Source organism: Hymenobacter sp. BT730 (assembly GCF_030542105.1).
Lineage (GTDB): Bacteria > Bacteroidota > Bacteroidia > Cytophagales > Hymenobacteraceae > Hymenobacter.
The window spans coordinates 28,001-51,137 of record NZ_JAUOFB010000005.1 but is presented as its reverse complement, the minus strand read 5'-3'; the positions used below and the strand labels follow the sequence as shown (position 1 = coordinate 51,137).

21 protein-coding genes are annotated in these 23,137 nt (G+C 52.9%); 11 read left to right on the top strand and 10 right to left on the bottom strand.

The window, feature by feature from the left end:
• Window positions 1–20: 20 nt before the first annotated feature.
• The 8 genes from Q4G72_RS13985 to Q4G72_RS13950 all read left to right on the top strand — a co-directional run bounded on the left by Q4G72_RS13985 (window position 21) and on the right by Q4G72_RS13950 (window position 8,041).
• Complete coding sequence (locus Q4G72_RS13985; protein ID WP_303312047.1) at window positions 21–1,811, top strand: OstA-like protein; 1,791 nt, start codon at window positions 21–23, stop codon at window positions 1,809–1,811.
• A gap of 56 nt (window positions 1,812–1,867) precedes the next feature.
• A complete protein-coding gene (locus tag Q4G72_RS13980) occupies window positions 1,868–2,695 on the top strand; it encodes an outer membrane protein assembly factor BamD (protein WP_303312046.1) in 828 nt (275 codons plus the stop codon).
• Between the two features lie 70 nt (window positions 2,696–2,765).
• Complete coding sequence (locus tag Q4G72_RS13975) at window positions 2,766–3,095, top strand: DNA-directed RNA polymerase subunit omega (RefSeq protein ID WP_044512384.1); 330 nt, start codon at window positions 2,766–2,768, stop codon at window positions 3,093–3,095.
• Between the two features lie 25 nt (window positions 3,096–3,120).
• Window positions 3,121–3,675, top strand: a complete 555-nt coding sequence (locus Q4G72_RS13970) for a flavoprotein (RefSeq protein ID WP_502213684.1) — start codon at window positions 3,121–3,123, stop codon at window positions 3,673–3,675.
• A 106-nt stretch (window positions 3,676–3,781) separates the two neighbouring features.
• Entirely contained in the window at window positions 3,782–4,432 is a 651-nt protein-coding gene (locus Q4G72_RS13965) for a phosphopantothenoylcysteine decarboxylase domain-containing protein (RefSeq protein WP_303312045.1), read from the top strand.
• On the top strand, window positions 4,425–5,336 hold the full coding sequence (porD, locus tag Q4G72_RS13960; protein ID WP_303312044.1) for a type IX secretion system protein PorD: 912 nt from the start codon (window positions 4,425–4,427) through the stop codon (window positions 5,334–5,336). Before Q4G72_RS13965 ends, porD begins: the two co-directional genes overlap by 8 nt.
• Window positions 5,337–5,459: 123 nt before the next feature.
• The gene (gene recN / locus Q4G72_RS13955; RefSeq protein WP_303312043.1) at window positions 5,460–7,133 is read left to right on the top strand and encodes a DNA repair protein RecN; all 1,674 of its coding nucleotides are present in this window, start codon (window positions 5,460–5,462) and stop codon (window positions 7,131–7,133) included.
• A gap of 86 nt (window positions 7,134–7,219) precedes the next feature.
• The gene (locus Q4G72_RS13950; RefSeq protein ID WP_303312042.1) at window positions 7,220–8,041 is read left to right on the top strand and encodes an enoyl-ACP reductase FabI; all 822 of its coding nucleotides are present in this window, start codon (window positions 7,220–7,222) and stop codon (window positions 8,039–8,041) included.
• A gap of 134 nt (window positions 8,042–8,175) precedes the next feature.
• Here the strand turns inward: Q4G72_RS13950 and Q4G72_RS13945 are convergent, their stop codons facing one another.
• Window positions 8,176–8,685 carry a GNAT family N-acetyltransferase gene (locus Q4G72_RS13945; RefSeq protein ID WP_303312041.1) on the bottom strand — a complete coding sequence of 170 codons (510 nt, stop codon included), beginning with the start codon at window positions 8,683–8,685 and terminating at the stop codon, window positions 8,176–8,178.
• 39 nt (window positions 8,686–8,724) lie between these two features.
• Complete coding sequence (locus Q4G72_RS13940) at window positions 8,725–9,015, bottom strand: hypothetical protein (RefSeq protein WP_303312040.1); 291 nt, start codon at window positions 9,013–9,015, stop codon at window positions 8,725–8,727.
• 245 nt (window positions 9,016–9,260) lie between these two features.
• Here Q4G72_RS13940 and Q4G72_RS13935 point away from each other — a divergent pair, with 245 nt between their 5' ends.
• Window positions 9,261–11,327 carry a tetratricopeptide repeat-containing sensor histidine kinase gene (locus Q4G72_RS13935; RefSeq protein WP_303312039.1) on the top strand — a complete coding sequence of 689 codons (2,067 nt, stop codon included), beginning with the start codon at window positions 9,261–9,263 and terminating at the stop codon, window positions 11,325–11,327.
• Window positions 11,328–11,391: 64 nt separating this feature from the next.
• Here the strand turns inward: Q4G72_RS13935 and Q4G72_RS13930 are convergent, their stop codons facing one another.
• The 8 genes from Q4G72_RS13930 to Q4G72_RS13895 form a co-directional block, all read right to left on the bottom strand.
• A complete protein-coding gene (locus tag Q4G72_RS13930; protein ID WP_303312038.1) occupies window positions 11,392–12,117 on the bottom strand; it encodes a hypothetical protein in 726 nt (241 codons plus the stop codon).
• A 154-nt stretch (window positions 12,118–12,271) separates the two neighbouring features.
• Window positions 12,272–14,083 (bottom strand): ABC transporter ATP-binding protein, encoded by a 1,812-nt coding sequence (locus Q4G72_RS13925; protein WP_303312037.1) that lies wholly within the window; start codon window positions 14,081–14,083, stop codon window positions 12,272–12,274.
• A gap of 241 nt (window positions 14,084–14,324) precedes the next feature.
• Window positions 14,325–15,722, bottom strand: a complete 1,398-nt coding sequence (locus Q4G72_RS13920; RefSeq protein ID WP_303312036.1) for a RagB/SusD family nutrient uptake outer membrane protein — start codon at window positions 15,720–15,722, stop codon at window positions 14,325–14,327.
• 25 nt (window positions 15,723–15,747) lie between these two features.
• Window positions 15,748–18,957, bottom strand: coding sequence for a SusC/RagA family TonB-linked outer membrane protein (locus Q4G72_RS13915; RefSeq protein WP_303312035.1), 3,210 nt, complete (start codon window positions 18,955–18,957; stop codon window positions 15,748–15,750).
• Between the two features lie 657 nt (window positions 18,958–19,614).
• Window positions 19,615–20,232 carry a hypothetical protein gene (locus tag Q4G72_RS13910; RefSeq protein WP_303312034.1) on the bottom strand — a complete coding sequence of 206 codons (618 nt, stop codon included), beginning with the start codon at window positions 20,230–20,232 and terminating at the stop codon, window positions 19,615–19,617.
• A gap of 18 nt (window positions 20,233–20,250) precedes the next feature.
• Entirely contained in the window at window positions 20,251–21,114 is an 864-nt protein-coding gene (locus Q4G72_RS13905) for a dienelactone hydrolase family protein (RefSeq protein WP_303312033.1), read from the bottom strand.
• A gap of 45 nt (window positions 21,115–21,159) precedes the next feature.
• Window positions 21,160–21,531, bottom strand: coding sequence for a cupin domain-containing protein (locus tag Q4G72_RS13900; protein WP_303312032.1), 372 nt, complete (start codon window positions 21,529–21,531; stop codon window positions 21,160–21,162).
• A gap of 11 nt (window positions 21,532–21,542) precedes the next feature.
• A complete protein-coding gene (locus Q4G72_RS13895) occupies window positions 21,543–21,785 on the bottom strand; it encodes a Kazal-type serine protease inhibitor family protein (RefSeq protein ID WP_303312031.1) in 243 nt (80 codons plus the stop codon).
• Between the two features lie 238 nt (window positions 21,786–22,023).
• On the opposite strand from Q4G72_RS13895, the gene Q4G72_RS17910 reads away from it, so the two are divergent.
• Together Q4G72_RS17910 and Q4G72_RS13880 are read left to right on the top strand one after the other, a co-directional pair.
• Window positions 22,024–22,458 (top strand): YtxH domain-containing protein, encoded by a 435-nt coding sequence (locus Q4G72_RS17910; protein ID WP_368409004.1) that lies wholly within the window; start codon window positions 22,024–22,026, stop codon window positions 22,456–22,458.
• A 161-nt stretch (window positions 22,459–22,619) separates the two neighbouring features.
• Window positions 22,620–22,970, top strand: a complete 351-nt coding sequence (locus tag Q4G72_RS13880; protein ID WP_303312030.1) for a YtxH domain-containing protein — start codon at window positions 22,620–22,622, stop codon at window positions 22,968–22,970.
• The last annotated feature ends 167 nt before the right edge of the window (window positions 22,971–23,137 follow it).

Sequence of the window (23,137 nt, the reverse complement as noted above, 5' to 3'; positions counted from 1 at the left end):
TTCTGTACCTTTGCGCCGAAATGTCGTCTCTAAAGCACTTTTTTCTCTTCTGCTGCCTGTTGCTCCCGGCTATTGGCTGGGCACAGCAAACGCCTGCCCGCAAACCCGCTACACCGGCCAAAGGCCAGCGCATTGAGCTGCTGCCCGGCACCCAGGAATTGATTGGGGGCGAGTTTAACGGGGTGGAAATCCGCAAGCTGATTGGCAACGTGAGCTTTAAGCAGGGCGACACGTTTATGTACTGCGACTCGGCCTACCAGTACACCGACCGCAACTCCATTGAGGCGTTCAGCAACGTGCGCATTGTGCAGAACGACACGCTCACCATTACCGGCGACCGGGCCACCTACGACGGCGACGCCCGCAAGGCGCGCATGACCGGCAACGTGGTGATGCGCGACCCGCGCATGACGCTAACGGCACCTGTGCTGGACTATGACCTGAACAGCAAGCTGGCCTACTACAGCGGCGGCGGCCACCTCACCGACCCTGAAAATACGCTGGACAGTCGCCGCGGCTACTACAATACTCAAACCAAGGTATTCAGCTTTAAGAGCAGCGTACAGGTTAAAACCAAAGATTACACCATTAACAGCGATACGCTGCAGTACAACACGGTTTCTAAAATCGTGTACTTCTTCAGCCCCACGCGCATCAAAGGGCAGCAAGGCTCGCTGTACGCGGAAAACGGCTACTATAACACTGCCACGCGGGTGTCAAACTTTAAGAGCAACGCCAAAATTGAAACCCGGGACTATCTGCTGGGCGGCGATAATCTGTATTACGATGAAAGCCAGCAGTACGGGCTGGCCACAGGCCGGGTATCCATGGTCTCGAAGAAGGACAACATCACCATTCGCGGCGACGTGGGCCGGTACTGGCGTGCGCTGGGCCGGGCCAAGGTGTACGGCAATGCCGTGATGCGCAACATTGCCGACCGGGACACGCTGTACCTGGCCGCCGATACGCTCATGAGTGTGGACAGCCGAAACCCCGCCAAGCCCGGCGGCGTGGTGTATGCCTACAAAAAGGTGCGCATTTTCCGGCCCGACCTGCAGGGGCGCTGCGACTCGCTCACCTATGACCGGGCCGATTCGGTTATTTACCTCAACCGCACCCCCGTATTGTGGAGCGGCACCAACCAGCTCACCGCCGACAGCATGGAGCTGCGTCTGCGCCGCCAGAAAATAGACCAGATGCGCCTGTATGCCAACTCGTTTATTGCCGGCAAAGACACGCTGCTGAACTACAACCAGGTGAAGGGCCGCAACATGGTGGGCTACTTCCAGGGAAATAAATTAAAAAAAGTTGATGTGCTTGGCAACGCGGAGAGCCTCTACTTTGCTCTTGAGGGTGATACCAGCCTAACGGGCATGAACAAAGCGGTAAGTGCTAACATGGCCCTGCGCTTTTCCCCTGACAATAAATTACAGACCATCAGCTTTCTTACGAACCCCGATGCCAGCTTTATTCCGCCGCATGAGCTGAAAGATGAGGACAGGCAACTGGCAGGGTTCAAATGGCGGGAAAAAGAGCGGCCCACCCGCCGCGGCACTTTGGGTAAGCATTTCGCGCCGCCCGTGAAAGCAAAGCCCAAACCCAAACGAAAAACCACTACCTCCGCAAAAACCCGAACAACTACCAAGGCAAAAGCCAAGCCTGCGGCGGCTCCTAAAAAGGCTACTTCGTCCCCAGCCAAGCCTGTCAAGAAAGCCATGACACCTCAGCCAAAACCTTCCACCGTAGCGCCTGCACCTAAGAAAGCATTAGTGCGGCCGGTGGATATCCTGCGCCGGAAGCCGCTGAAATAGCTCCCGAGGGCCATATCTTTGATTCGGCTCCGTAATCCGTTACCTTTGCGCCCCTTATGCTCTTGATTCGTCCCCTTGTATTTGTTCTATTGTTCGGCAGCTTGCTGCTCGGCTCGTGTACCGGCTATCAAAAGCTGCTCAAGAGCGACGATGTGAACAAAAAATATAATGCCGCTCTGCAGTATTACGACAAGGGCGACTATGCCCGGGCCGGTACGCTGCTGGAAGAGCTTTTACCCCTGTTGAAAGGCCGCCCAGAGTCAGAAAAAGCGGAGTATTACTTTGCTAATACTAACTTCCAGGAACGCAACTACGTGCTCAGCGCGTACTACTTCAAGCAGTTCTACGAAACGTACCCTACCTCGGCCCTGGCAGAGGAAGCTACGTTTATGTACGCCAAGTCCCTGTTCCGCGACTCGCCGGAATACGAGCTGGACCAGACCAATACCTACACGGCCATTGAGTCCTTGCAGGATTTTCTGAACCAGTATCCGGAAAGCAAGTTTCGGCCCGACGCCGAAAACATGTCGAAGGAGCTGCAGACTAAACTGGAAACCAAATCCTTTGCCGGTGCTAAACTGTATTATCAGCTGCGCTACAACCAGGCAGCCGTTATTGCCTTTACTACGTTTCAACAGCAATTTCCTGCTTCTGCCTACAATGAGGAAGCGGCTTATCTAAAAGTGGCTGCCCAGTATGAGTTTGCCAAGGAAAGCGTAGAAGAAAAGCAGCGGGAACGGTATCTGGAGGTTATTGCGTTCTACCAGAATCTGCTGGACACCTATCCGCAAAGCAAAAACCTGAAGGCGGCCGAAACCATGTACAATGACTCCCGCGAGCAGCTGGCTAAGTTGAAACCAGAAGACGCCGCCGCTTCGAAATAATTTTTTTGTTGGCTGATCTGCCTATTTTGCCAGGGCGTAGCCTACCATTTGTAACACAGCTTCTCATTATATGAAAACTCCGAACAGCGTATCTGCCTCTATCGTGACCCGCAACATGTCGGATCTGGCCGCAGACACCGGCAACGTATACGAGTCTCTTGCCATCATCTCGAAGCGTGCCAACCAGATTTCCGTGAAGCTGAAAGAAGAGCTGAACAGCAAGCTGGCTGAGTTTGCTACCACGGTGGATAACCTGGAAGAAGTATTCGAAAACCGCGAGCAAATCGAAATTTCGAAGCACTACGAGCGTTTGCCCAAACCTACCAACCTGGCTATTGAAGAGTTCCTGGAAGGTAAGATTCACTACCGCACGCCAAGCGCTGAGGAAAGCGGCGAGTAATTCATTCTTCTGCTGATACCCGCTGATGTCGCTGCAAGGTCGTCGTATTCTGTTGGGTGTGTGTGGAAGTATTGCTGCGTATAAAGCTGCTGCTTTAGTGCGGCTCCTGGTAAAGGCCGGGGCTGAGGTGCAAGTCATTCTGACTCCCTCGGCCTCGGCCTTTGTTACGCCCCTTACGCTCAGCACACTCTCCAAAAAGCCGGTGCTCACGGGCTTCCTGAAAAACGAAGCCACCGGCGAGTGGCACAACCACGTGGCCCTGGGTCTGTGGGCTGATGCTTACCTCATAGCACCCGCCAGCGCCAACACGCTGGCACAATTGGCGCACGGCCATTGCCCTACCCTGCTGGCCGCCGTGTACCTCTCGGCCCGCTGCCCGGTGTTCCTCGCCCCGGCCATGGACCTGGATATGTATCAGCACCCGGCCACGCAGGAGAACCTGGTTCGTCTGCGCTCCTTCGGCAACCATATTTTCGACTCCCCAGCCGGCGAACTGGCCAGCGGGCTGGAAGGCCCTGGCCGCATGCTGGAGCCGGAGGAGATTGTGCGGGAATTGGAGGAATCCCTTAATCCATCATAACGTGTCATGCTGAGCTTGTCGAAGCATCTCGCCCGCTTCGTTGCAGTGGTATACCACACTAGCGAGATGCTTCGACTGCGCTCAGCATGACAGCCTTTTTCATTTGATGCGCGTCCTCATCACCGCCGGCCCTACCTACGAGCCCCTCGACCCGGTCCGGTTTATCGGCAACCATAGCACCGGCAAAATGGGCTACGCCCTAGCCGAAGCCTTTGCCGCCGAAGGCGCGGACGTTACGCTTATCAGCGGCCCCACCAACCTGCCCGACCCCGGCCACGCGCGCATCCACACCCAACGTGTAGAAACCGCCGACCAGATGTACGCCGCCGCCGCGGCTGAAGCGCCTACGGCCGATATATGGGTATTTGCCGCTGCCGTAGCCGACTACAAGCCGCGCCACGTGGCTGAAAATAAAATCAAGAAAGCCGGCGACACGCTCACGCTGGAGCTGGTTAAGAATATTGACATTGCTGCCACGCTGGGCAAGACCAAGCGGCCCGAACAATTTTCAGTAGGTTTTGCGTTAGAAACCAACAACGAGGAAGACAACGCCCGCGACAAGCTGCGCCGCAAGAACTTTGATATGGTGGTGCTGAACTCCCTGCGCGATGCCGGGGCTGGTTTCCGGCACGATACCAACAAAGTGACGCTGCTAACAGCTGATGGGCAAATGTCTATCTTTGAATTGAAGCCCAAAGCGGCTGTAGCCCACGATATTGTGGCTGCCGTTCTTGCCCGTATTCCGCGCCATGCCTAAATCTCTGCTGCTTTTCCTGTTGATGTGGTGCTGCACTGCTATGGTAGCTACAGCGCAGGAGCTCAATTGCGAAGTGCGCGTTAGTACAGAAAACGTCACTATTGCCGACCGGCAGCTGGTGTCGCAGATGGAGAAGGACATCAGCCAGTTCCTGAACAAGCGGCGCTGGACCAATGACACGTACCGGCCAGAGGAGCGCATCAACTGTAAGCTCTTCATTGGAATTCAGGCCATTCCGCAAACAGGCACTTACCAGGCCACGGCTCGCATTGTCAGTTCGCGGCCGGTATATGGCACGGGCTATGAAACCAACCTGCTGACCTTTGCGGACAAAGGCTGGGTGTTTACCTATTCCCCACAGAACCCGCTGGACTACTCAGAAACGTCCTTTGTTTCCAACCTCTCGTCGCTGCTGAGCTTTTATGCCTATATCATCATTGGTATGGACCACGACAGCTTCGCCCGTATGGGTGGCTCGCCTTATTATGACGTAGCCCGGCAGATTATGGCCAATGCGGCTGCTCAAACTCTGGAAAACGACAAAGGCTGGAAAGACGGAGAGTCGCGCAACCGCTACTGGCTGTTGAACAACCTGCAGGACCCACAGCTGGAAGCCTGTCGTACGGCCCTGTATGCCTACTACCGGCAGGGGTTGGATGTATTTATTGAGAAGCCGAAAGAAGCCCGCATCAGTATGGTAAGTGCCTTGCAGGGCATCCAGCAGGCCGCCCAGCGCCGTCCTGGTACATTGCTTATCCGGGCTTTCTTTGATGCCAAGGCCGATGAAATTGCCAACGTTTTCCGCACCAGCCAGGAGCAGGAACAGAAGGCAACAGTGGTAACGATGCTGACCGAAGTTGATCCGACCAACTCAGCCAAGTATCAGTCGATTCTACAGCGGTAGAATAAAAAATTTAGCAACTAACTAATTGAGTTAGTAGATTTGTGGTTAGCAGGCTACACTCTGACGAGTGCTGGCGGATTGGAAAGTGCTAACCACGGGTCAGGAGCCCGTTTTGCGCGGATTATGCTCGTTGATCTTCGAATTCAGAATTACGCTCTTATTGAGCAATTGGAGCTGCGGCCCTCGGCCCTGCTCAACATTATTACCGGCGAAACCGGCGCGGGCAAATCTATTATGCTCGGTGCCATTGGGCTTTTGCTCGGTAACCGCGCCGACTCACGCCTGCTCTTCAACACGGAGCGTAAGTGCGTAATTGAAGGCCAGTTCGATATTTCCAGCTACCAGCTGCAGGATATTTTTGAGTCCGAAGACCTCGATTACGATACCCAGTGTATTCTGCGCCGGGAAATTAGTCCGGCCGGTAAGTCCAGGGCATTTGTAAATGATACGCCCGTAACGCTGGAAACCCTGCGGCACATTGGCGCCAACCTGATGGACATTCACTCCCAGCACGACACGCTGCTGCTAGGGGATGCCGTGTTTCAGCTAAACCTGCTGGACCTGTATGCCGGCCTGGTACCTACCCGGGCCCAATACAGCAGCGCCTACCGCCAGTACCGCAAGCTGGAAGCCGACCTTAAGGACCTGGAAAGCCAGGTGGCGCAGGCCAACAAAGAGCTGGACTACCATAGCTTTTTGCTGAACGAGCTGGAAGAGGCCCGCCTCGATAACGAAGACCAGGAAGCCCAAGAGCAGGAAATCAAGCAGCTGGAGCACGCCGAGGAAATCAAGGTGAAGCTCAGCCATGCCTACCAGTCCCTATCAGAAAGCGAGTATTGCGCCACTGGCAGCATGAAAGAAGCGGCTACGCTGCTGGGCCAGATTGCCGGCTACGCCGATGCCTTCAAAGAGCTAAAGCAGCGCCTCGACAGCTGCCTGATTGAGCTGCACGATATTGCCGATGAGGTAGAAGCCGCCGAGCGCCGCACCGAAGCCGACCCCAAGCGCCTCGATGAGCTGCAGGGCCGCCTCACGGTGCTCTATAACCTGCAGCGCAAGCATCAGGTTCGTGATATGGAAGGCTTGCTGGAAGTGCGGGAAGAGCTACGCCAGAAGGTAAGCTCCGTGCTTAATTTGGACAAAGAAATTTCCCGCCTGCGTAAGGATACCGATGGCGCGCTGGCCACAGTCACGCGCCAGGCCACGCGGCTTTCCGATGCCCGGCAAAAGGCATTCCCGCTGTTTGAGCTGGAGCTGTCTGCCCTGCTGGCGGACCTGGGGATGCCGCACGCGCGTATTGTAGTGCAGCACCACACTGGCCAGCCCGGTCCCAGCGGTACCGATGTGGTGAGCATACTATTCACGGCCAACAAAGGTGCCCAGCCCCAAACCCTGAGCAAAGCGGCTTCGGGTGGGGAATTCTCGCGCCTGATGCTGTGCATCAAATATATGCTGGCCGATAAAACTGCGCTGCCCACGATAGTATTCGATGAAATTGACACGGGTATTTCCGGGGAAATAGCGGTGAAAGTGGGCCGAATGATGCAGCAAATGGCGCAGAAGCACCAACTGGTGGCTATTTCGCATCTGCCGCAAATGGCCGCCGCCGGCGATAGGCACTACTTTGTGTACAAAGAAGACCGCGCCGACCGCACCGTGAGCCGCATACGCCAGCTGAACACGGAGGAACGCATCCGCGAAATTGCACAGATGATTTCGGGGGCTAACCCCAGTGAGCATGCCTTCCAGAGTGCCCGCGAATTGCTGGCCATGCGCGGCGAAGTCATGATGGGATAGGGAAGGGAATGGTTGAATTGCTAAATTGCCCTGTCGTTGCGTTTGTAGCAAGGACGGTTGCTTAGCCACTCCCTCATTTCAATAGCATGTCCAATAACCTACTCGCTGGTAAGGTCGGCATCATTTCGGGTGCCCTGAACGAAGAATCAATTGCCTGGAAAGTAGCCCTGAAGGCCCACGCCGAAGGTGCCCGCTTTGTGCTGACTAACGCCCCGCTGGCTATGCGCATGGGCGAAATCAACAAGCTTTCCGAGCAGTGCAACGCGCCCATCATTCCGGCCGATGCCACTTCCATGGAAGACCTGGAAAAGCTGTTCACCGGCACCCAGGAACACTTCGGTGGTAAGATTGACTTTGTGCTGCACAGCATTGGCATGAGCGCCAATATTCGCAAAGGCAAGCACTACGGTGAGTTGAACTACGAGTGGTTCCAGAAGACGCTGGACGTATCGGCCCTGTCGCTGCACAAAATGCTGGCGGTAGCTGAAAAGCAGGATGCCTTCAATGAGTGGGGCTCCGTGGTAGCGCTGTCTTACATTGCGGCCCAGCGCGCTTTCCTCGATTACACGGATATGTCGCAGGCGAAAGCGGTGCTGGAAAGCATTGCCCGCAGCTACGGCCAGCGCCTGGGTAAGCTCAAAAAGGTGCGTGTGAACACCGTTTCACAGTCGCCCACCAAGACCACGGCCGGCACCGGCATCAGCGGTTTTGATGCCTTCTATGAGTACGCCAACAAAATGGCTCCGCTGGGCAACGCTCCGGCCGAAGCCTGCGCCGACTACTGCATCAGCCTGTTCTCGGACCTGACGCGCTACGTAACCATGCAGAACCTCATGCACGACGGCGGCTTCAGCACCACCGGCATTTCTGAAGAAATTGTAGAGGCTATTATGGCTTCGAAGTCGTAATTCGACTTTCCTAACCCGAAAACGAAAAAGCCCCAGCCGATAATGGCCGGGGCTTTTTTATGTGCATCTACAAATAATTTTCTGCCAAAACCATAAGTATAGTCTGAATATCAATGCCGCATTCTTACTGCAAACTACCCTGGCTTAGCGGTAGTAAAAAGTAACAAATCTTCGTCTGCAAGATGAATAGACTGCTCAAAATGTAACCCGATTTTTTCCAATAGACGTATGGAGCGCTCATTTTCCGGCTCTGTTATAGCAAGCAGAAGAGGTAATCGTAGAGAATTCAGGGCAAAATGGGCTACGGCAGTTGCGGCTTCGAAGGCATAGCCTTGTCCCATATAAGCCGGTAGAAACGCAAAGCCAATATCTGTTTCCGATAACATGGCGCGCTTTACCAGACCACAAATGCCAATAGGGGTGCCCGTAGATTTAAGTCGGGTGCTATAGAAACCAAAGCCATGTTGCTCGTAGCTGGGTATCAGCACCGTTTCCAGGTAGTGACGTGCATCGGCCAGGGAGCGAATGTTCCGGTCGCCAATGAACTGAAGCCAGCCAGGGGTATTCATCAGCTCCAGGAGGAAGGCAGCATTCCCGGTGGAAAACTCATGCAGCGTTAGACGCTCCGTTTCGAGAATAAGCATAATGAAAAGGGGCGTAGGAAGGGAAAGGATTGGTCCGCGCTAACGAATGATATTCAGTGTAATAAGTGAAATTGTAGCGAAAATAATCAGCAGCCCGCCCAGGAAAATCAGATCAGCCAGCCGCTCAAAGGTACTGGTCCGGCCACTGCCCCGCATCGATAAAAACGATAGGATACAGCTCGTAATAAAAAAGAGTGTGGCTACGGACGTCAGCTCATCAATAATAGAAGCATCGGAAAGCTTATTGACTTTCAGCGAGGTGAGCACGATGAAACACAGGCCCATCAGGTTGGCTGAAGTATTCAGGATGTGCGGTGAGTTATTTTTCATAGGGCGCTCTAAACCAGGTTAATTACCGATTAAGCTTCGGAATAAGATTATATAGCTCAGCAGGAAGGAGGAAAGTAATGGAGTAGCTTTTTTTTGCTTTTTATTGATACATTAGCCGGTAAGATTAAAATGATATAAGTAAAAGAATATATTTATAGCTGCTTGCCTTGTTCCGGTCATGTTGCTACTGCCTATATAAGAATAGATTTAAGACATATGGTCCGATTCTCGGGTAAGTTGTGGGTATGAAACAGGCCTTGGTGGGCTTTGCCTTGCTGCTGTTGCTCGCGCTGCCAGGCCGGGCACAAAGCCCGGAAACGGCAGCAATAAAGAAAGCTCTTAGTCAAGCCACCACCGATACCAGCCGGGTCTTACTTCTGGCTGATTTAAGCGCAACGTACCGGTACTCGCACTTCGATTCAGTATTGAGATATGCGCGGGACGGTTTACAACTGGCGCAACGCATTGGCTACCTCAAAGGTGAAGGCCGCTGCCTTTCGCGCATTGGTATTATTCTGAGTGAGCGGGGCAACCTGCCGCAGGCCCTGCGCACCAACTTAGATGCCCTGCGCCTGGCAGAAAAAAGCCACGACCGGGAAGCTATTGCCCGTATCCTGAATCAGACCGGGCTGCTTTACCAGGCCCTCGATGACTTCCGGCCTGCCTTACAGTACTACTTTCAGTCCCGGGCTATTTACGAGGGACAGCAGGTAGGGGGGTATTCGCAACGAATTAGTGTGCTCACCAATATTGGCTCTACCTATGTTGGCACCGGCCAGCTCGATTCGGCAGCCTATTTCCTGCAGCAAGCATATGCGCTTACCCTGCAGTCTCAAAACAAGGGATACAATTGTTGGGGGAATCCATTGCCCTACGTGCTGCGGGAAATGGGTTTGCTGGAGGCCGCCCGCAAGCACCCCGACAAGGCGTTGGCCTTTTACCGACGCAGTGCGCATGCTTCCATCCCCGAAAATGACCTGCGCAGCCTTTCCCGGGCCTATCAGTATATAGCAGAGCTGTATGCTATGCAGCATCAGGCAGATTCCAGTGTGTATTATGCCCGGAAAGCCCTGAAAGTTGGGTTGACATTGCCGTTTGTTATTGGCATTGTGCGGAACAGCGGACTGCTATCCAAGGCCTTCCAGGCGCGTCAGCAGACTGACAGCGCCCTGAAATATATGCGCATCATGGTAACAGCTGAGGACAGCCTGTACAACCCACAGCGGATTAAACGGCTGGATGCCATTGGGTTTGCCGAGCAGCGGCGGCTGCGTCAGCTAGAGGCTGAGCGTACACAATTTGAAGCCCGTACCCGCCTATATGCCCTGATGGCCGGCTTAGCCGTGCTTATTTTAATTGTGCTGCTGCAGTGGAGGAGCAATTATTTACAGCGCCAAGCCAACAGCCGGCTGCATCGGCTGCACGCCCAGGTAACCCGGCAAAAAGAGGAGCTGACAACCCAGCGCGACCTGCTGGCCAATATGCTGCAAGAACTTAAAACGACGCAAAGTCAATTGGTACTGCGGGAGAAAATGGCCTCACTAGGCGAGCTGATGGCAGGCGTGGCCCACGAAATTCAGCAACCTGCCAAGATTATTAAGGACCTGGCGGGTGTCAGCGTGGGGTTGTGTCAGGAAATGCGCGTAGAACTGCCCGAAGGCATTTACATTACCGCCGAGCAGGAGATGCTGGATGAAATGCTGCTGAACCTGAGTCAATATCAAAACAAAATAGCCGAGCACAGTCAGCGGGTAGAATCTATTGTGCGGGTGATGCTGGAGTATTCCAGCAATACGCCCGGGCCGCGCCAACCCACGGAGCTAAATACCTTGGCGCACGATTATCTGCGCCTGGCTTACCAGGATCTACGCGCCAAAAACCGGCAGTTTGATGCTGAGCTGCTAGCCCAGCTGGACCCCGCTGTGGGTAGCCTGGAAGTAGTGCGGCATGATCTGGGCCGGGCACTTATTTGCCTGTTTTCCAATGCCCTGTACGCCGTGCAGCAACGCCAGCAACTGGAAGGGCCAGGGTACACCCCACAAGTGAAGCTGAGCACGCGCCGTACGGTTAGCGGTGTAGAAATCTGCGTGTGGGATAATGGCCTGGGCATTCCGGCTGCTGACCGGGCCAACATATTTGAGCAGTTCTTCACTACCAAGCCCATCGGAGAGGGAACAGGCCTGGGGCTATCGTTCTGCCACGATATTATCACACGCGGCCACGGGGGCACACTCCGGGTAGAAACGCAGGAAGGAGAGTTTACAGAGTTTATTATCACCCTGCCACTGGCCGTCGCCTTGCCTGTTTCCTAGAAGAGAAAAGTGAAATTGCTACAGCCTTGGGTAGAGATTCACAAGGCTGTAGCTAGTACCGTATCTAATGCTGAGTATCTGCACTGCCTTCTGACTCAGCGTCTGCTGCTGCCTCCTCCGCTTGAGTAGCCGCCTCGTAGGTATCGGCATATTTGAAGTCATCCAGCCAGTAGGCGGAGCTAACGATATCAAAGACAATATCATTTTTTCCCTTTTCTACCGTGCTAAGCTGCCAGATAATGTCCTGAGCCTCGGAGAAGCTGGTGCCAGCCAGTTGCTCACTAAAGAGCCGTTTTAAGAGCGTATTATTGGGCATGCCAGCGGCCAGCAGGCGCAGCAGGGGAGCTTCCGGCTGGCTATTAAATATTGCCAGGCCTTCCTCATCTTCGGCTGTAATCCGCACTTGAAACTGTACTGCTTCGGTACGCGGAAATTTACCGTTGTAGGCTTCGTATAGTAGCTGTGTGGCTTTAAAAAAGCCTTTATGCTGTGCCAACTCCGGGTTTTCTTCCCACAGCTTCTCCGTCAGCATCTGATGGGCCAGGTTTTCTATCTGGCCGGCATTGAGCTCATCCGCAAACAAGTAGCTTAATACCAACTGCGCGGCTTCCGTGGGTTCCAGATCTGTCAGCGACATCTGGCACATGGCTTTCAGCTCCGCCGGCTCTATTTCCTCAGGGTTATCATAATTCATTTTGAGCAGCAGCTCTTTGTAATCCTGATTTTGCCAGGAGTCTGGCAACTCACTAAGGGTAGCGAAAGTGAGGCGTTCTATGGTGAATTTGTGCATGAAAGAGGTATTGCTGCTGAAGGCCAAAAATGGCCTGCTAAAAGGCGGTGAATTCGCACTTCGCTTAGTGGTTTACGGCAATACCCGGTAAATACTCATTAAGTATTCAGGTAATATGAAAAATTGCCGCTGAGGCCTTCTAAACGCGGTTTCCTTATGCCGCCGTATCACTTATATCATCCCCATCATCTACCATTACCCGGGCCAGTTTCTCAATATTGAGGCTGCGGGCTGAAGCATCAAAAATCTCGCGGTAGGTACCACGTAGTTCGTAGAGCTGCTCGTGGGTGCCGCTTTCCACCATGCGGCCCTGCTTCATCACGTAAATGCAGTCAGCATCTACGATCTGAGCGAGGCTGTGGGAAATAATGACTACTGTGCGGCCTTGCTTAATGGCATCTAAGGAGTTCTTAATTTGCTCCGTAGCAATAGCGTCCAAAGAGGCTGTGGGCTCATCGAGGAAGATGATAGGCGGGTTTTTGAGAAACAGCCGCGCAATGGCAATACGTTGCTGCTGCCCACCTGAGAGTTGTTGGGCATCACTCTGGTACTGCTTGGGTAGTTGCATTACCTGCTCGTGCAGGTAGGCCTGCTTGCCGGCCGCCATTACCTGCTCAAAAGAAGCGTGCATATTGCCGTAGCGGATGTTCTCCTCAATAGTGCCCTTAAAAATGTGGTTTTTCTGTAGCACCAGCCCAATTTTCTGGCGCAAGGCGTGGGTATCATAGTCAGCCAGCTGGCGCCCATCCAGCAACATTTTGCCTTGGTCAGGCTCATAAAATTTACAGAGCAGGTTGATAATAGTGCTCTTTCCGGCACCAGAGAGGCCAACCAAGGCAGTGGTTTTCCCTGCCTCCACCGTCAGGCATACATCGTGCAGCGCCTGCGTACCGCTGGGATAGGTGAAATCGACATTACAGATTTCAAATGTGCCCTGTAAATGGTCGGGCGGCAGTTTTCCGGTCTTTTCCGTAGCATCCTCCGCATCCAGAATATCAAAGAATCCCTCCGAGTAGGTGAGGGCATCATTCATCTCATCATAAATGCGGTGCAACTGCCGGATAGGGGCCGATACGTTGTTGAACAGCAGAATATGAAACATGATGGCCCCAATGGATATCTGCCGGTCCAGCACCAGGTAGGCGGTTAGAATGATGATGAGGACCACGCCTACCTGCTCAGTGAAGGTTTTGAGGCCATCGTAGCGAAAGTTGGTTTTGCGGGTTTCCAGCTGCGCAGCCTGCAGGTTCTCCTGCAACTGGTTCTGCTTCTGCTCCTCATAGTCTTCCCGCACAAAGCTTTTGATGACTACTGCTGAGTCAATGATATTTACCAGTCCCTGGCTTTTCTGCTCACGCAGGCTGCGCAGGGCGCGGCGGGTGCCATTCAGCCGGTCGGCCTGCCGGTAGCTGATCCAGAAGTACACCGGCATCACCGCTACCGCCACCAGCCCCACGTACAGGTTCGCCATAAACATGACGACCAGCGCTACAATGGCGTTGGCGAACAGGGGCAGTATGTCAATAAAGAAGTTTTGCACCAGCTTCATCAGGCTCTCCACGCCCCGGTCGATGCGGGTTTGGAGCTTGCCGGTCTGATTGCCGCTGTCGGAGTAGAAGCCGAGCTGGTAGGAGAGAATCTTGCGCACCGCATCCTGAGACAGGGTGCTGGATACATTAATGCGGATTTTCTCGCCGTAATACTTCTGCCCGAACTGAATAAACGTGTTTACCACTTCCTTGCCCAGCAAAAGGGCACTCACCAGCAGCAGCATGTCAGCCCCCTGAGCCAGGCCGAGTCCTTGGTTAAGCAGGCCCTGTACGGTATCAACTGTATACCGCAATACAAAGGGGTTTACCTGCGCCGCCAAAGAGCCTACCAGCGTCAATAGCAAGGTGCCGATGACTAAAGGCCGGTAGGGGAGAACGTATGGGTAAAGGCGTTTTATAATTTCCCAGAGACTCATGCCGAAGACAGTGTAAGACTTGGTAGCAACAAGTGGGTTAGACGCGGGAGGTAGGAGTGGGGTTATTAGAAAGACAAAACGCCCGGCATTGTTGCCGGGTGTTTTGATGAAGAAGCGCGACTTGCCTGGTTAAAGAATATGATTAACTAGTTGAGCTTGGGAGCAACATCAACCCAGTTGCTAAGGGCACAAAAAAAGCCTCCCCGAGATGGAGGAGGCTTTTCAAATCAACTACTATATTCTAGTAACCAGGGTTCTGAGTTATTATACCATTACTGATCAGTATTTCGCGCTGTGGAATAGGCCACAGGGTGCGGAAATCCTGCGTGATGGCAGGCAGGGTAGCCAGTACCAAGCCGGTGCGACGCAGATCAAACCACCGGAAGCCTTCATTGGCAAGCTCAACGCGGCGCTCTTTCAAAATAGCCGTTACCAGCTTTGCCTGGTCTGCAGTTACATCAGCAGCAAGGGCAGCAAGGCCAGCACGGGCACGGATGATATTTACCAACTCAGCAGCTTGTTCCAATTGGCCCTGTTGAGCCAAAGCTTCGGCCCAGGTAAGTACTACTTCACCACCGCGAACCAGAATCACATTGTCATCACTAGTAGCAATTCGGGAATACTTCCGCGTAGTGCCGCTCGGAGAGGTAGATACATTCACGCTACGCCGCAGGTCACCGGCCTCGTGGGCTGGCCCTAAGCCTGTAGCAGGGTCAACCTCATTACGTCCACCGTAAGCAGCCGGAAACCAGAAGAAGGCCAGCTGGTTAGCATCAACTGCGTCAAAAGGCAATTCCCAGATAGATTCTGACGAATTCTTTTGTGAGAATAGAGTGCCATAGTCTGCATTAATAGAAATGCCCCACTCCGTGTCTACTTTTTCAGCATAAGCCGATGCCGCCGCATAGTTGCGCAAACGGAGTTCTAAACGAGCTCTAAGAGCCAGTACACCTCCCAGGTTGAGGCCACCAGCGCCAACCGAACTGCTAGTCAGGTTCTGCTCCGCAAAATCCAGATCAGCACGAATCGCCTCAACAACCTCTGCTTCTGTGTTGCGGGCTTTAGGCTTAATTTCTTCCCCGGTAATAGAAGTAGTTGGCGTCAGGCGCAAGGGCACACCTAAACCATCAGGGTAGCCATAACCTTGGGCTGAACCACCCCAGTAAGCCAGCAAGTTCATGTAGTGGAAAGCACGCAGGGCGCGGGCTTCCGCAATGGCACCGTTCTTATCAAAGCTCGGATCATTCAGCTTTTCAGCCTCCTGAATCACATAGTTTACCCGGTTGATAGCCATGTAAATGGTGTTCCACATGGCCGTTACCTCGGTATTATCAGGCAGAATACCGCCTTTGGCAATATCACCAAAGCTGGGGAACGTACCAGTGTGGCGGGCGTTATCAGCTGCCAGATCTGCAAACAGCTGGTAGCGTAAGCCATAGTAGTTTACACTCTGCACAGCATCGTAAGCGCCCCGAAGGCCGGCCATCAGATCGGCAGGAGTTTTAAGGCCAGTGGAAGAGTCGAGGCTGGCCTTGGGTTCTACATCCAGGATTTTCTCGCAGGAAGTAATGCCGAAACCCAAGGTGAGGGCTAGCGCTGCGGGAAGCAGGCGCCGGCTAAATGAACGAATATGTACCATTATGAAATGTCGGATTTAAGCTGATTTAGAAGCCCAGGCTGATACCACCGGTGATGGTGCGGGCCTGCGGGAAGGTGAGGAAGTCGGTGCCCAGCGCGGTGTTCGAGCCGCTAAAGGTGTTTACTTCCGGATCAAGTCCTGAGTAGTCGGTAGCCGTGAACAGGTTCTGGCCCTGTACATACACGCGCACGGTGCTGAGGTGGGCCCGCTGCGAGAGAGTTTTGGGCAGCGAGTAACCCAGCGTCAGGTTCTTGAGACGGGCATAAGAGCCATCCTCAATGAAGCGGTCCGATACACGACGGTTGCTGTTGGGGTCGCCGTAAACAGCACGGGGGATATCCGTGTTCGTGTTGGTAGGCGTCCAGCGGTTCAGTACAGCAGCATCCTGGCCGAACACACTGTTCATGCCTTGGGCAAACGAGATGTTGTTATTGTAAATCTTGTTGCCGTAGCTGTACTGGATAAAGGCGCTTAGGTCGAAGCCTTTGAAACGTACGGTGTTAGTAAGGCCACCGAAAAACTTCGGCTGAGCATTACCCATAATTTCCTGGTCGGCGCCGGTAATACGGCCGTCACCATTCAAGTCACGGAACTTCACGTCGCCGGGGCGCGTGAGCGAAGACTGGTAACGAGCTGTAGCAATACCGGTTTTTTGCTGCGCAATAGCGTCCAACGCGTTAATTTCTTCCTGCGCCTGGAATAGACCATCAGTACGATAGCCACGGAAAGCCCCAATGGGTTGCCCTACTTCCAGCCAGCTTGCAAAGCCTACCGGAGTGCCTTTATCTCCATCAACCAGCTTGGTTACTTCGTTGCGGTTGAAGGCAATGTTGAAGTTAGTTTCCCAGTTGAAGCCACCATCACCTTCAGCACGTACGTTCACCGTATTTAAGGCCAATTCTACCCCGCGGTTGTTCATGTTGCCAATATTCTCTTGGTAAGACAGGTAGCCGGAGCTGCCTACTACCTGGCGGGCGAGCAGAAGGTCGCGGGTATCCCGGTTGTACGCGTCTATGGCAAGGTACAGGCGGTTGTCCAGGAGGCCGATATCGGCACCAATATTCGCGGTAATTGTCCGCTCCCATTTCAGGTTGGGGTTTTCCAGCTGACCAATGGCCAAGCCACCTACCTGATCAAAGTTGGCGCCTGTATTGATCAGACCGCGTGAAGCGAAGTTGGCAATTGCCTGGTTACCCGTTTCGCCATAGCTGGCACGCAGCTTAATGTCAGAAACAATAGCATTATCCTGCAGGAAGGCTTCTTCCGAAATGCGCCAGCCCACCGAGGCGGCCGGGAAGTAGCCGTAGCGGTTGTTGCGGCCAAAGCGCGAAGAACCATCACGACGCAGAGTAGCACCAAACAGGTACTTGTCTTTGAAGTTGTAGTTTACACGGGCCAGTGTACCAAACAGGCGGTTCTGAGTTTCACTTGAAAATGCTTCGGTTTTCAAAGCCGCAGCCGACAACTGACGAACCGTGTTACCGGGGAAGCCCGTACCTTCCGCAATTAGTGAGTTATATGTACTCTGCTGGTAATCCAGTACCAACTGACCGCTCAGCGAATGGTCACCAAACGTTTTGTTGTAAAGCAGGGAGCTAATGTGGTTGAAGTTGGCATCCGTGCCAATGGACATAGCAGCAGCGCCATTTGTACCCTGTCCAGAGTTGGTCGTAGTTGGATCGAAGGTTTCGTCCTTGAACTGAATATAGTCCAGGCCGAAGGTAGCACGGTATTTTAGGTTCTTGATGAACTCGAACTCCGTGTACTGCGTGCCAATGAGACGGGAGCTAATGCCTTTATTATACGGCTCACGGGCAGCAGCAATAGGGTTTTCAGTAGACGATGCCGGATCTTTGGCATAGGTACCGTCTGCTTTGTACTTCGGAATATCGCTGGCTACCAGAATGGCCGTGCTCAGTACTCCGTAAATGTTGTTATCGTTCTGGATACGGGTGTTTACCGAGCGGTTCAGGCCCAGATTTACACCCATCCGGATGTGGTCCGACAGCTTGTTGTCGAGTACAACCCGGCCGCTGGCGCGGTTGAAGCCCGAGCCCAGGATAATACCTTGCTGATCGAAGTAGCTGCCGCTCACACGGTAGCTGGACTTCTCCGTGCCACCGCTGATGCTCAACTCGTGGTTAGTGATAGGCGCCGTACGCAGAATCTCGTCAGCCCAGTTGGTGTTAGGGGCCTTGCTTGGGTCTTGGAATTGCGCCAGGTCCCGAATGCCGTCACCGTTGTCTTCGATGATGTACTTTCCATTATCATCTACATTCAGATCAGCGTCGCTGAACAGATAACCCGTCAGGTCAGCATAGCTGCGCCAGTTTACACCGAAAGCCGAAATATTGCCTGCGGCATTCACTGGGTAGCGGTTCTGGGCCATTTCCAGGAACAGTTCCGTTTGCTGCTGGCCTGTGAGAGCGTGCGGCTTTTTCCAAGCTGTTTGGGCACCGCGGTAGTAATCCAGCGACACCTTAGTACGACCTGCCCGACCGCGCTTGGTGGTAATTAATACCACACCGTTTGAGCCACGTGAGCCGTAAATAGCCGCCGCCGCCGCGTCTTTCAGAATCTCCATTGACTCAATGTCGTTGGGGTTCAGATCAGACAGGGCGTTGGTTTGCTGGTTCCCCACACCAATATTGCTGTAACTGCCCGTGTTAATTGGCAAGCCATCAATAACATACAGTGGCTCGTTGCCGGCGCCAATAGAGGCGCTACCACGGACGCGCACGGCAATACCCGAACCGGGCGTACCCGAGTTCTGGGTCACCTGCACACCGGCGGCCCGGCCCTGCAGGGCCTGGTCTACACCTACAATAGGCTGGTTTTCAAAATCACGGGCCTTCACAGTAGCAATAGACCCTGTAAGTTCTTTACGCTCTTGAGCAATGCCGAAACCAGTTACGATAACCTCGCTAAGCTGGCGGTTATCCTGTGCCAGAGCTACATCGATACGGCTTTCACCCGTTACAACCCGCTCAGTAGCGGTGTAACCAATAAATGAAAAGGACAAAGTGCCGCCTGTAGCGGGCACGGATAACGAGTAGCTACCATCACTGCTGGAGGATACCCCAACGGAAGTGCCCTTCAAAAGAACCGTAACACCGGGCAAGCCATCATTGGTGCTTGCGTCAGTTACCCGTCCGGAAATGGTGCGGTCCTGCGCAACGGCTGCATGCAGGATGCCCACTATGAACAGGAAACTCATGAGTAAGAGTTTTCTCATAATAGAGAGATGTGAAATTAAAAGGTTTTAATAGGAGTGAGGTGGCGCTCTGATTTCCGTCAGAGGATTACAATTATACACCTCAATTGATATAATGGCAATAATGGCTCAGTTCAGTTGAAAGTATTCACTGATTTCACGCTAATTGTTATAAATTATTACAGTGTCTCTATTGGAGTATTAATTATATTATTTTAATATTTAGTATCTATCAAAGATTGGTATAAACTCTCTGTTTTGACAGCTTGCTATCTAATTATTCTTTTAACCATTTGATATGTACAGGTTTACCAGTAAAACTAGCACGAACCTCTATGTAGGATGCTTTGGAGAGGATATAGGTCGCCTTAAGTAGAAAAATATTTTTCTACCCTTGCAACTTTCTGCTGGTTTTGCTCATCTATTGCTCCCTTTGAGTAGGGCATCAGAGAAAATTGCCCGGCAGAAGGCAGGATGTACTCTGCTTTAACTCATGGTTCGTTGAGGTTCTAATGAGCCATATTAGCCTTCCGGCCGTTGTAGAAAATAGCATAAGAAGCAACATTGGCTCCATAGCCTAGAAGGATATACTAGGGAGGTATAAAAGCCCAGCTGTCGTACTAAATGCCTGGGCATTTAGTACGACAGCTGGGCTTAGGCTATCATCGTAGGCTTTATTTAACAGGGCATCCAGTAATCTATTCGGATTAATCGGCCATTCTCAAAAAAGAGCAGCCAGGCATCCTCAGTAGCTTGGGCCTTAGTGGCAATGCTTACTGTGGTTATGTTTCCCATGCCGGCCATATTGGTGGTAGACTGTGCTTTTACGGACTCAGGGAATACCATAGCAAGGTCCGCTAAGGTGGTTTTGTGAGAGAGCCGGAAGGTAGCCGTGCGCAACTCCAGCTTTGGATACTGGCGCAAATCAAGTGACCGTATGGCAGCGGTGTCGCGGTATACTTCTACCAGAGAATTATTAAAGTAGGCGTATCGGAAAGGCTTATCGTAATAGGAATTGCATACATCATTCTTATCAGGCTCTACCAGCCGGTTCATGAGGCCCAGTACCTTAAATAGCGCGGCCGTTTTCCCCAGAAAGGGTTGTTTCCCATTAATAGTGAGTGATTTTATTTCCAGATATTCCCCCGTGGTGTCTCTATGCTTGTTGATTTCGGGCTCCTGCTTTCTTAGTGAGTGACCAGTAGGTTTCGCAGAAGCTTCCGCGCTAGTTCCTAAGAGCACCCCGCAGCAAAAAGCGGTAACTAAGATGGTGCTGAAACGGGTAGATAAATTCATCAATAACTGGAAGTAGGATTAGCTTAATTTCTCCTTAAACAAACGGAGGGTCCTTTCCCAGGCCATTTTAGCCGCTTCGGCGTTGTAGCGGGCCGGCGAAGAGTCGTTGTTAAAGGCATGGTTGACACCCGGGTAAATATACTGCTCAAATGATACGCCAGCGGCTTTTAGCGCGGCTTCATAGGCGGGCATGCCGGCATTTACCCGCTCGTCTAGGCCAGCATAATGGAGCATAAGCGTGGCCTTTATTTGGGTGAGGTCGGCGGTAGGCTCCGGTTGGGTGCCGTAATAGGTTACAGCCGCGTTAAGCTGAGGGTCATGAAGAGCCAACTGGTTGGCCATAGCACCACCCCAGCAAAAGCCCACGCAGCCGGTACGGCCGTTGCTTTCCGGACGACTCCGCAGATAGCGCAGGGCAGCCAGGTAGTTATTCAAATTCTGCTGCTTGTCCAGCTTGCCAATCAGCGTGCGGCCTTCGTCCTCATTAGTAGGAGTGCCGCCAAACACTGACAAGGCATCTACCCCCAGGGCCAGATAACCGGCCTGCGCCACACGCCGCGTTACATCCTTAATATGCGGGGTAAGGCCACGGTTTTCGTGAATCACTACTACGGCCCCACGCTTTTTCTTCTTTTTCGGCTGTACAAGGTAGCCTTTCATTGTAACGCCGGCATCACCTGGCCAGGTTACTTCTTCCGCTAGGAGCTTACTTTTTTCCGTTTCCAGGGTAGCCGCCTGCGCATAGCCGGGCTCCAGCACAGCTAAAGCGGCGGCCGCCAGTGCCGTGCCGCCTGCCAGCTTTACCAAACGCTCCAGAAACTCCTTGCGGGTGAGCGGAGCGTGGGTGTACTCATCAAAGAGAGTAATAATGCGCTGATCCATAATATGCGAAGCAAAAGGAGGAAGTGGGAATAGAGGCTAGCAGCGCTAATCTTCTTCGCGGTTTACCGAGTCCATTGTGAAAGCGGGCACACAGATAGACCAGTATTCTACTTCTTCATCAAATGGATTGGAATAGCGCACGCGGGCCCCGGCTTTAATGAGCAAGGATTCGCCGGCGCCCAGTTCAATCAGGTCGCCATCTACCTCAAACTGCTTGCGACCCCGAATCACAATCGTTACCTCATCAAACTCCGGGTTCTGGTGCGGTTCGCTCCAATGGGGTGGGGCCACCATGTGGGCCACACTGTATTCTCTGGTTTGGGTACTGGCCCAGCCAATGTGCTCCTCAATGAGTTTGCCATCGGTGGTGGGGACCCGGAAGGGGTTCTGCTGGCGGAAGTAGCGCTTGTGTAGCATAGAATGGAAAATTAGTTGGTGGTAGTGCCGGGGCATTCCCCCTTGGTAAAGCTCGTGACGCCGGCATTACCCGCCTGGCAGGCATTGCCATACGTTTTACCGTCGCAGCCACATACCGGGTCATACTGCATGGTGCACATCATATCCTTGCGAATTTTGCTGGGGTCAATGCAGGGCTTGGTTTCGGCAGTAGGGGCAGCGGTGCGGTGGCAGCTGAAGGCCAGTAGCAGCGGCAAAGCCAGGAGTAGTTTCATAGAACACAAAAGCAAAGTGCTGGCGCCAAAATACGGAGCAAGTATGGGAATGGCCCGGAGATTCTGGAATATTTGCTCTTCGCTATTTTTTTGCGGGCTCCATAAAACCCAAGCCCTTACCCTGCGTATAGGCAGGCATTGATGTTTTTTACTTAGAAGAAAAGTCTAAGTATTTGGCTGCTTATCGGTCAGGCATCAACCCTAACATTAACCATTCACACTTTCTCCCTCCCTAATCATGTCATATCACGAAGAAGACAACTCAGGTAAAATCCTCCTCGCTGTTCTTGCCGGTGCCGGCGCCGGTATTATTGCCGGTATGCTGATGGCTCCTGATAAAGGCAAAGCCACCCGCGAAAAGCTGGGTACGGTAGCCACTAAATACAGCGGCCAGTTTGGCGAGCAGCTCTCCAAGTACGGAGAGGAGCTTGATTCCAAATTCAAAGGCTACATGGAGAAGCTCGAAGATATGGGCGTAACCGGTGTTGGCAGCAGCCTGAAAATGAAAGGCGACTGGAACGAGAGCAAAGGCAAGCTGCGTCAGCAGTACGCTCAGCTCACCGATGATGACCTGAACTATGTAGAAGGCCAGGAAGAAGACTTGGTAGGCCGCCTGCAGCAGAAGCTGGGCAAAGGCAAGCGCGAAATCACCAAAATGCTCAACGACCTGTAGGTCGTAGTTAACGCTACAGCATTTTGGTATAAAGAGCCTTTCTCCTCAGTGGGAAAGGCTCTTTTTTGTCAACTCTTTCTGGCCAGCCGCGTTACTTTCCAGAGGGTAACCTCTACGGTAAATGTTCTTTCCTTGTACTTCCTTTAAGCTTTCTACACGCTATGAAAAACGACAGCGGTAAAGTCATTCTCTCATTGTTGGCCGGTGCAACGGCCGGTATTGTAACCGGGCTGCTTCTGGCCCCCGAAACCGGCGAGGAAACCCGCACCGCCCTGCGGAAATCGGCAGGCCGCTTTTCCGAAGACCTCAGCAAGCTGCTTCAGGAAGGTATTAGCCGCCTCAACGACCTGAAAACCGGCGGTGTCACGGGTGAGCATAACCAGGCCCGCTCCGCGGCTGATGATCTACTGCAGTCCATGGCATCGGGCACCGAAACCGGTAACGCCACCAATAAGCCTGCTGCCGATAGTGACACCGACGAAATGAGCGGCGACACTCGTTTAGGAGGGTAGCTACCTTCAGCTCCGTCAAAAAAAGTAATAATTGCTGGTAACCTTTTGAGGGTGAGGACGTTTAAATGACTACAATAGCTTAAAAGAAAATTGGAGAATCAAACGAAGTAAAATTGCCGACGGTTGACCTTCTGTTAAAACGTGGTTTGTTTGTTTTAATAGTAAAA

Coding starts and splice junctions, on each gene's coding strand:
- Q4G72_RS17910 (WP_368409004.1), top strand. CDS start 22,024: ATGTCATATCACGAAGAAGACAACTCAGGTAAAATCCTCCTCGCTGTT.
- Q4G72_RS13925 (WP_303312037.1), bottom strand. CDS start 14,083: ATGAGTCTCTGGGAAATTATAAAACGCCTTTACCCATACGTTCTCCCC.
- Q4G72_RS13880 (WP_303312030.1), top strand. CDS start 22,620: ATGAAAAACGACAGCGGTAAAGTCATTCTCTCATTGTTGGCCGGTGCA.
- Q4G72_RS13940 (WP_303312040.1), bottom strand. CDS start 9,015: ATGAAAAATAACTCACCGCACATCCTGAATACTTCAGCCAACCTGATG.
- Q4G72_RS13945 (WP_303312041.1), bottom strand. CDS start 8,685: ATGCTTATTCTCGAAACGGAGCGTCTAACGCTGCATGAGTTTTCCACC.
- Q4G72_RS13935 (WP_303312039.1), top strand. CDS start 9,261: ATGAAACAGGCCTTGGTGGGCTTTGCCTTGCTGCTGTTGCTCGCGCTG.
- Q4G72_RS13965 (WP_303312045.1), top strand. CDS start 3,782: ATGCGCGTCCTCATCACCGCCGGCCCTACCTACGAGCCCCTCGACCCG.
- porD (WP_303312044.1), top strand. CDS start 4,425: ATGCCTAAATCTCTGCTGCTTTTCCTGTTGATGTGGTGCTGCACTGCT.
- Q4G72_RS13905 (WP_303312033.1), bottom strand. CDS start 21,114: ATGGATCAGCGCATTATTACTCTCTTTGATGAGTACACCCACGCTCCG.
- Q4G72_RS13970 (WP_502213684.1), top strand. CDS start 3,121: ATGTCGCTGCAAGGTCGTCGTATTCTGTTGGGTGTGTGTGGAAGTATT.
- Q4G72_RS13985 (WP_303312047.1), top strand. CDS start 21: ATGTCGTCTCTAAAGCACTTTTTTCTCTTCTGCTGCCTGTTGCTCCCG.
- Q4G72_RS13920 (WP_303312036.1), bottom strand. CDS start 15,722: ATGGTACATATTCGTTCATTTAGCCGGCGCCTGCTTCCCGCAGCGCTA.
- Q4G72_RS13975 (WP_044512384.1), top strand. CDS start 2,766: ATGAAAACTCCGAACAGCGTATCTGCCTCTATCGTGACCCGCAACATG.
- Q4G72_RS13980 (WP_303312046.1), top strand. CDS start 1,868: ATGCTCTTGATTCGTCCCCTTGTATTTGTTCTATTGTTCGGCAGCTTG.
- Q4G72_RS13900 (WP_303312032.1), bottom strand. CDS start 21,531: ATGCTACACAAGCGCTACTTCCGCCAGCAGAACCCCTTCCGGGTCCCC.
- Q4G72_RS13915 (WP_303312035.1), bottom strand. CDS start 18,957: ATGAGAAAACTCTTACTCATGAGTTTCCTGTTCATAGTGGGCATCCTG.
- Q4G72_RS13930 (WP_303312038.1), bottom strand. CDS start 12,117: ATGCACAAATTCACCATAGAACGCCTCACTTTCGCTACCCTTAGTGAG.
- Q4G72_RS13910 (WP_303312034.1), bottom strand. CDS start 20,232: ATGAATTTATCTACCCGTTTCAGCACCATCTTAGTTACCGCTTTTTGC.
- recN (WP_303312043.1), top strand. CDS start 5,460: ATGCTCGTTGATCTTCGAATTCAGAATTACGCTCTTATTGAGCAATTG.
- Q4G72_RS13895 (WP_303312031.1), bottom strand. CDS start 21,785: ATGAAACTACTCCTGGCTTTGCCGCTGCTACTGGCCTTCAGCTGCCAC.
- Q4G72_RS13950 (WP_303312042.1), top strand. CDS start 7,220: ATGTCCAATAACCTACTCGCTGGTAAGGTCGGCATCATTTCGGGTGCC.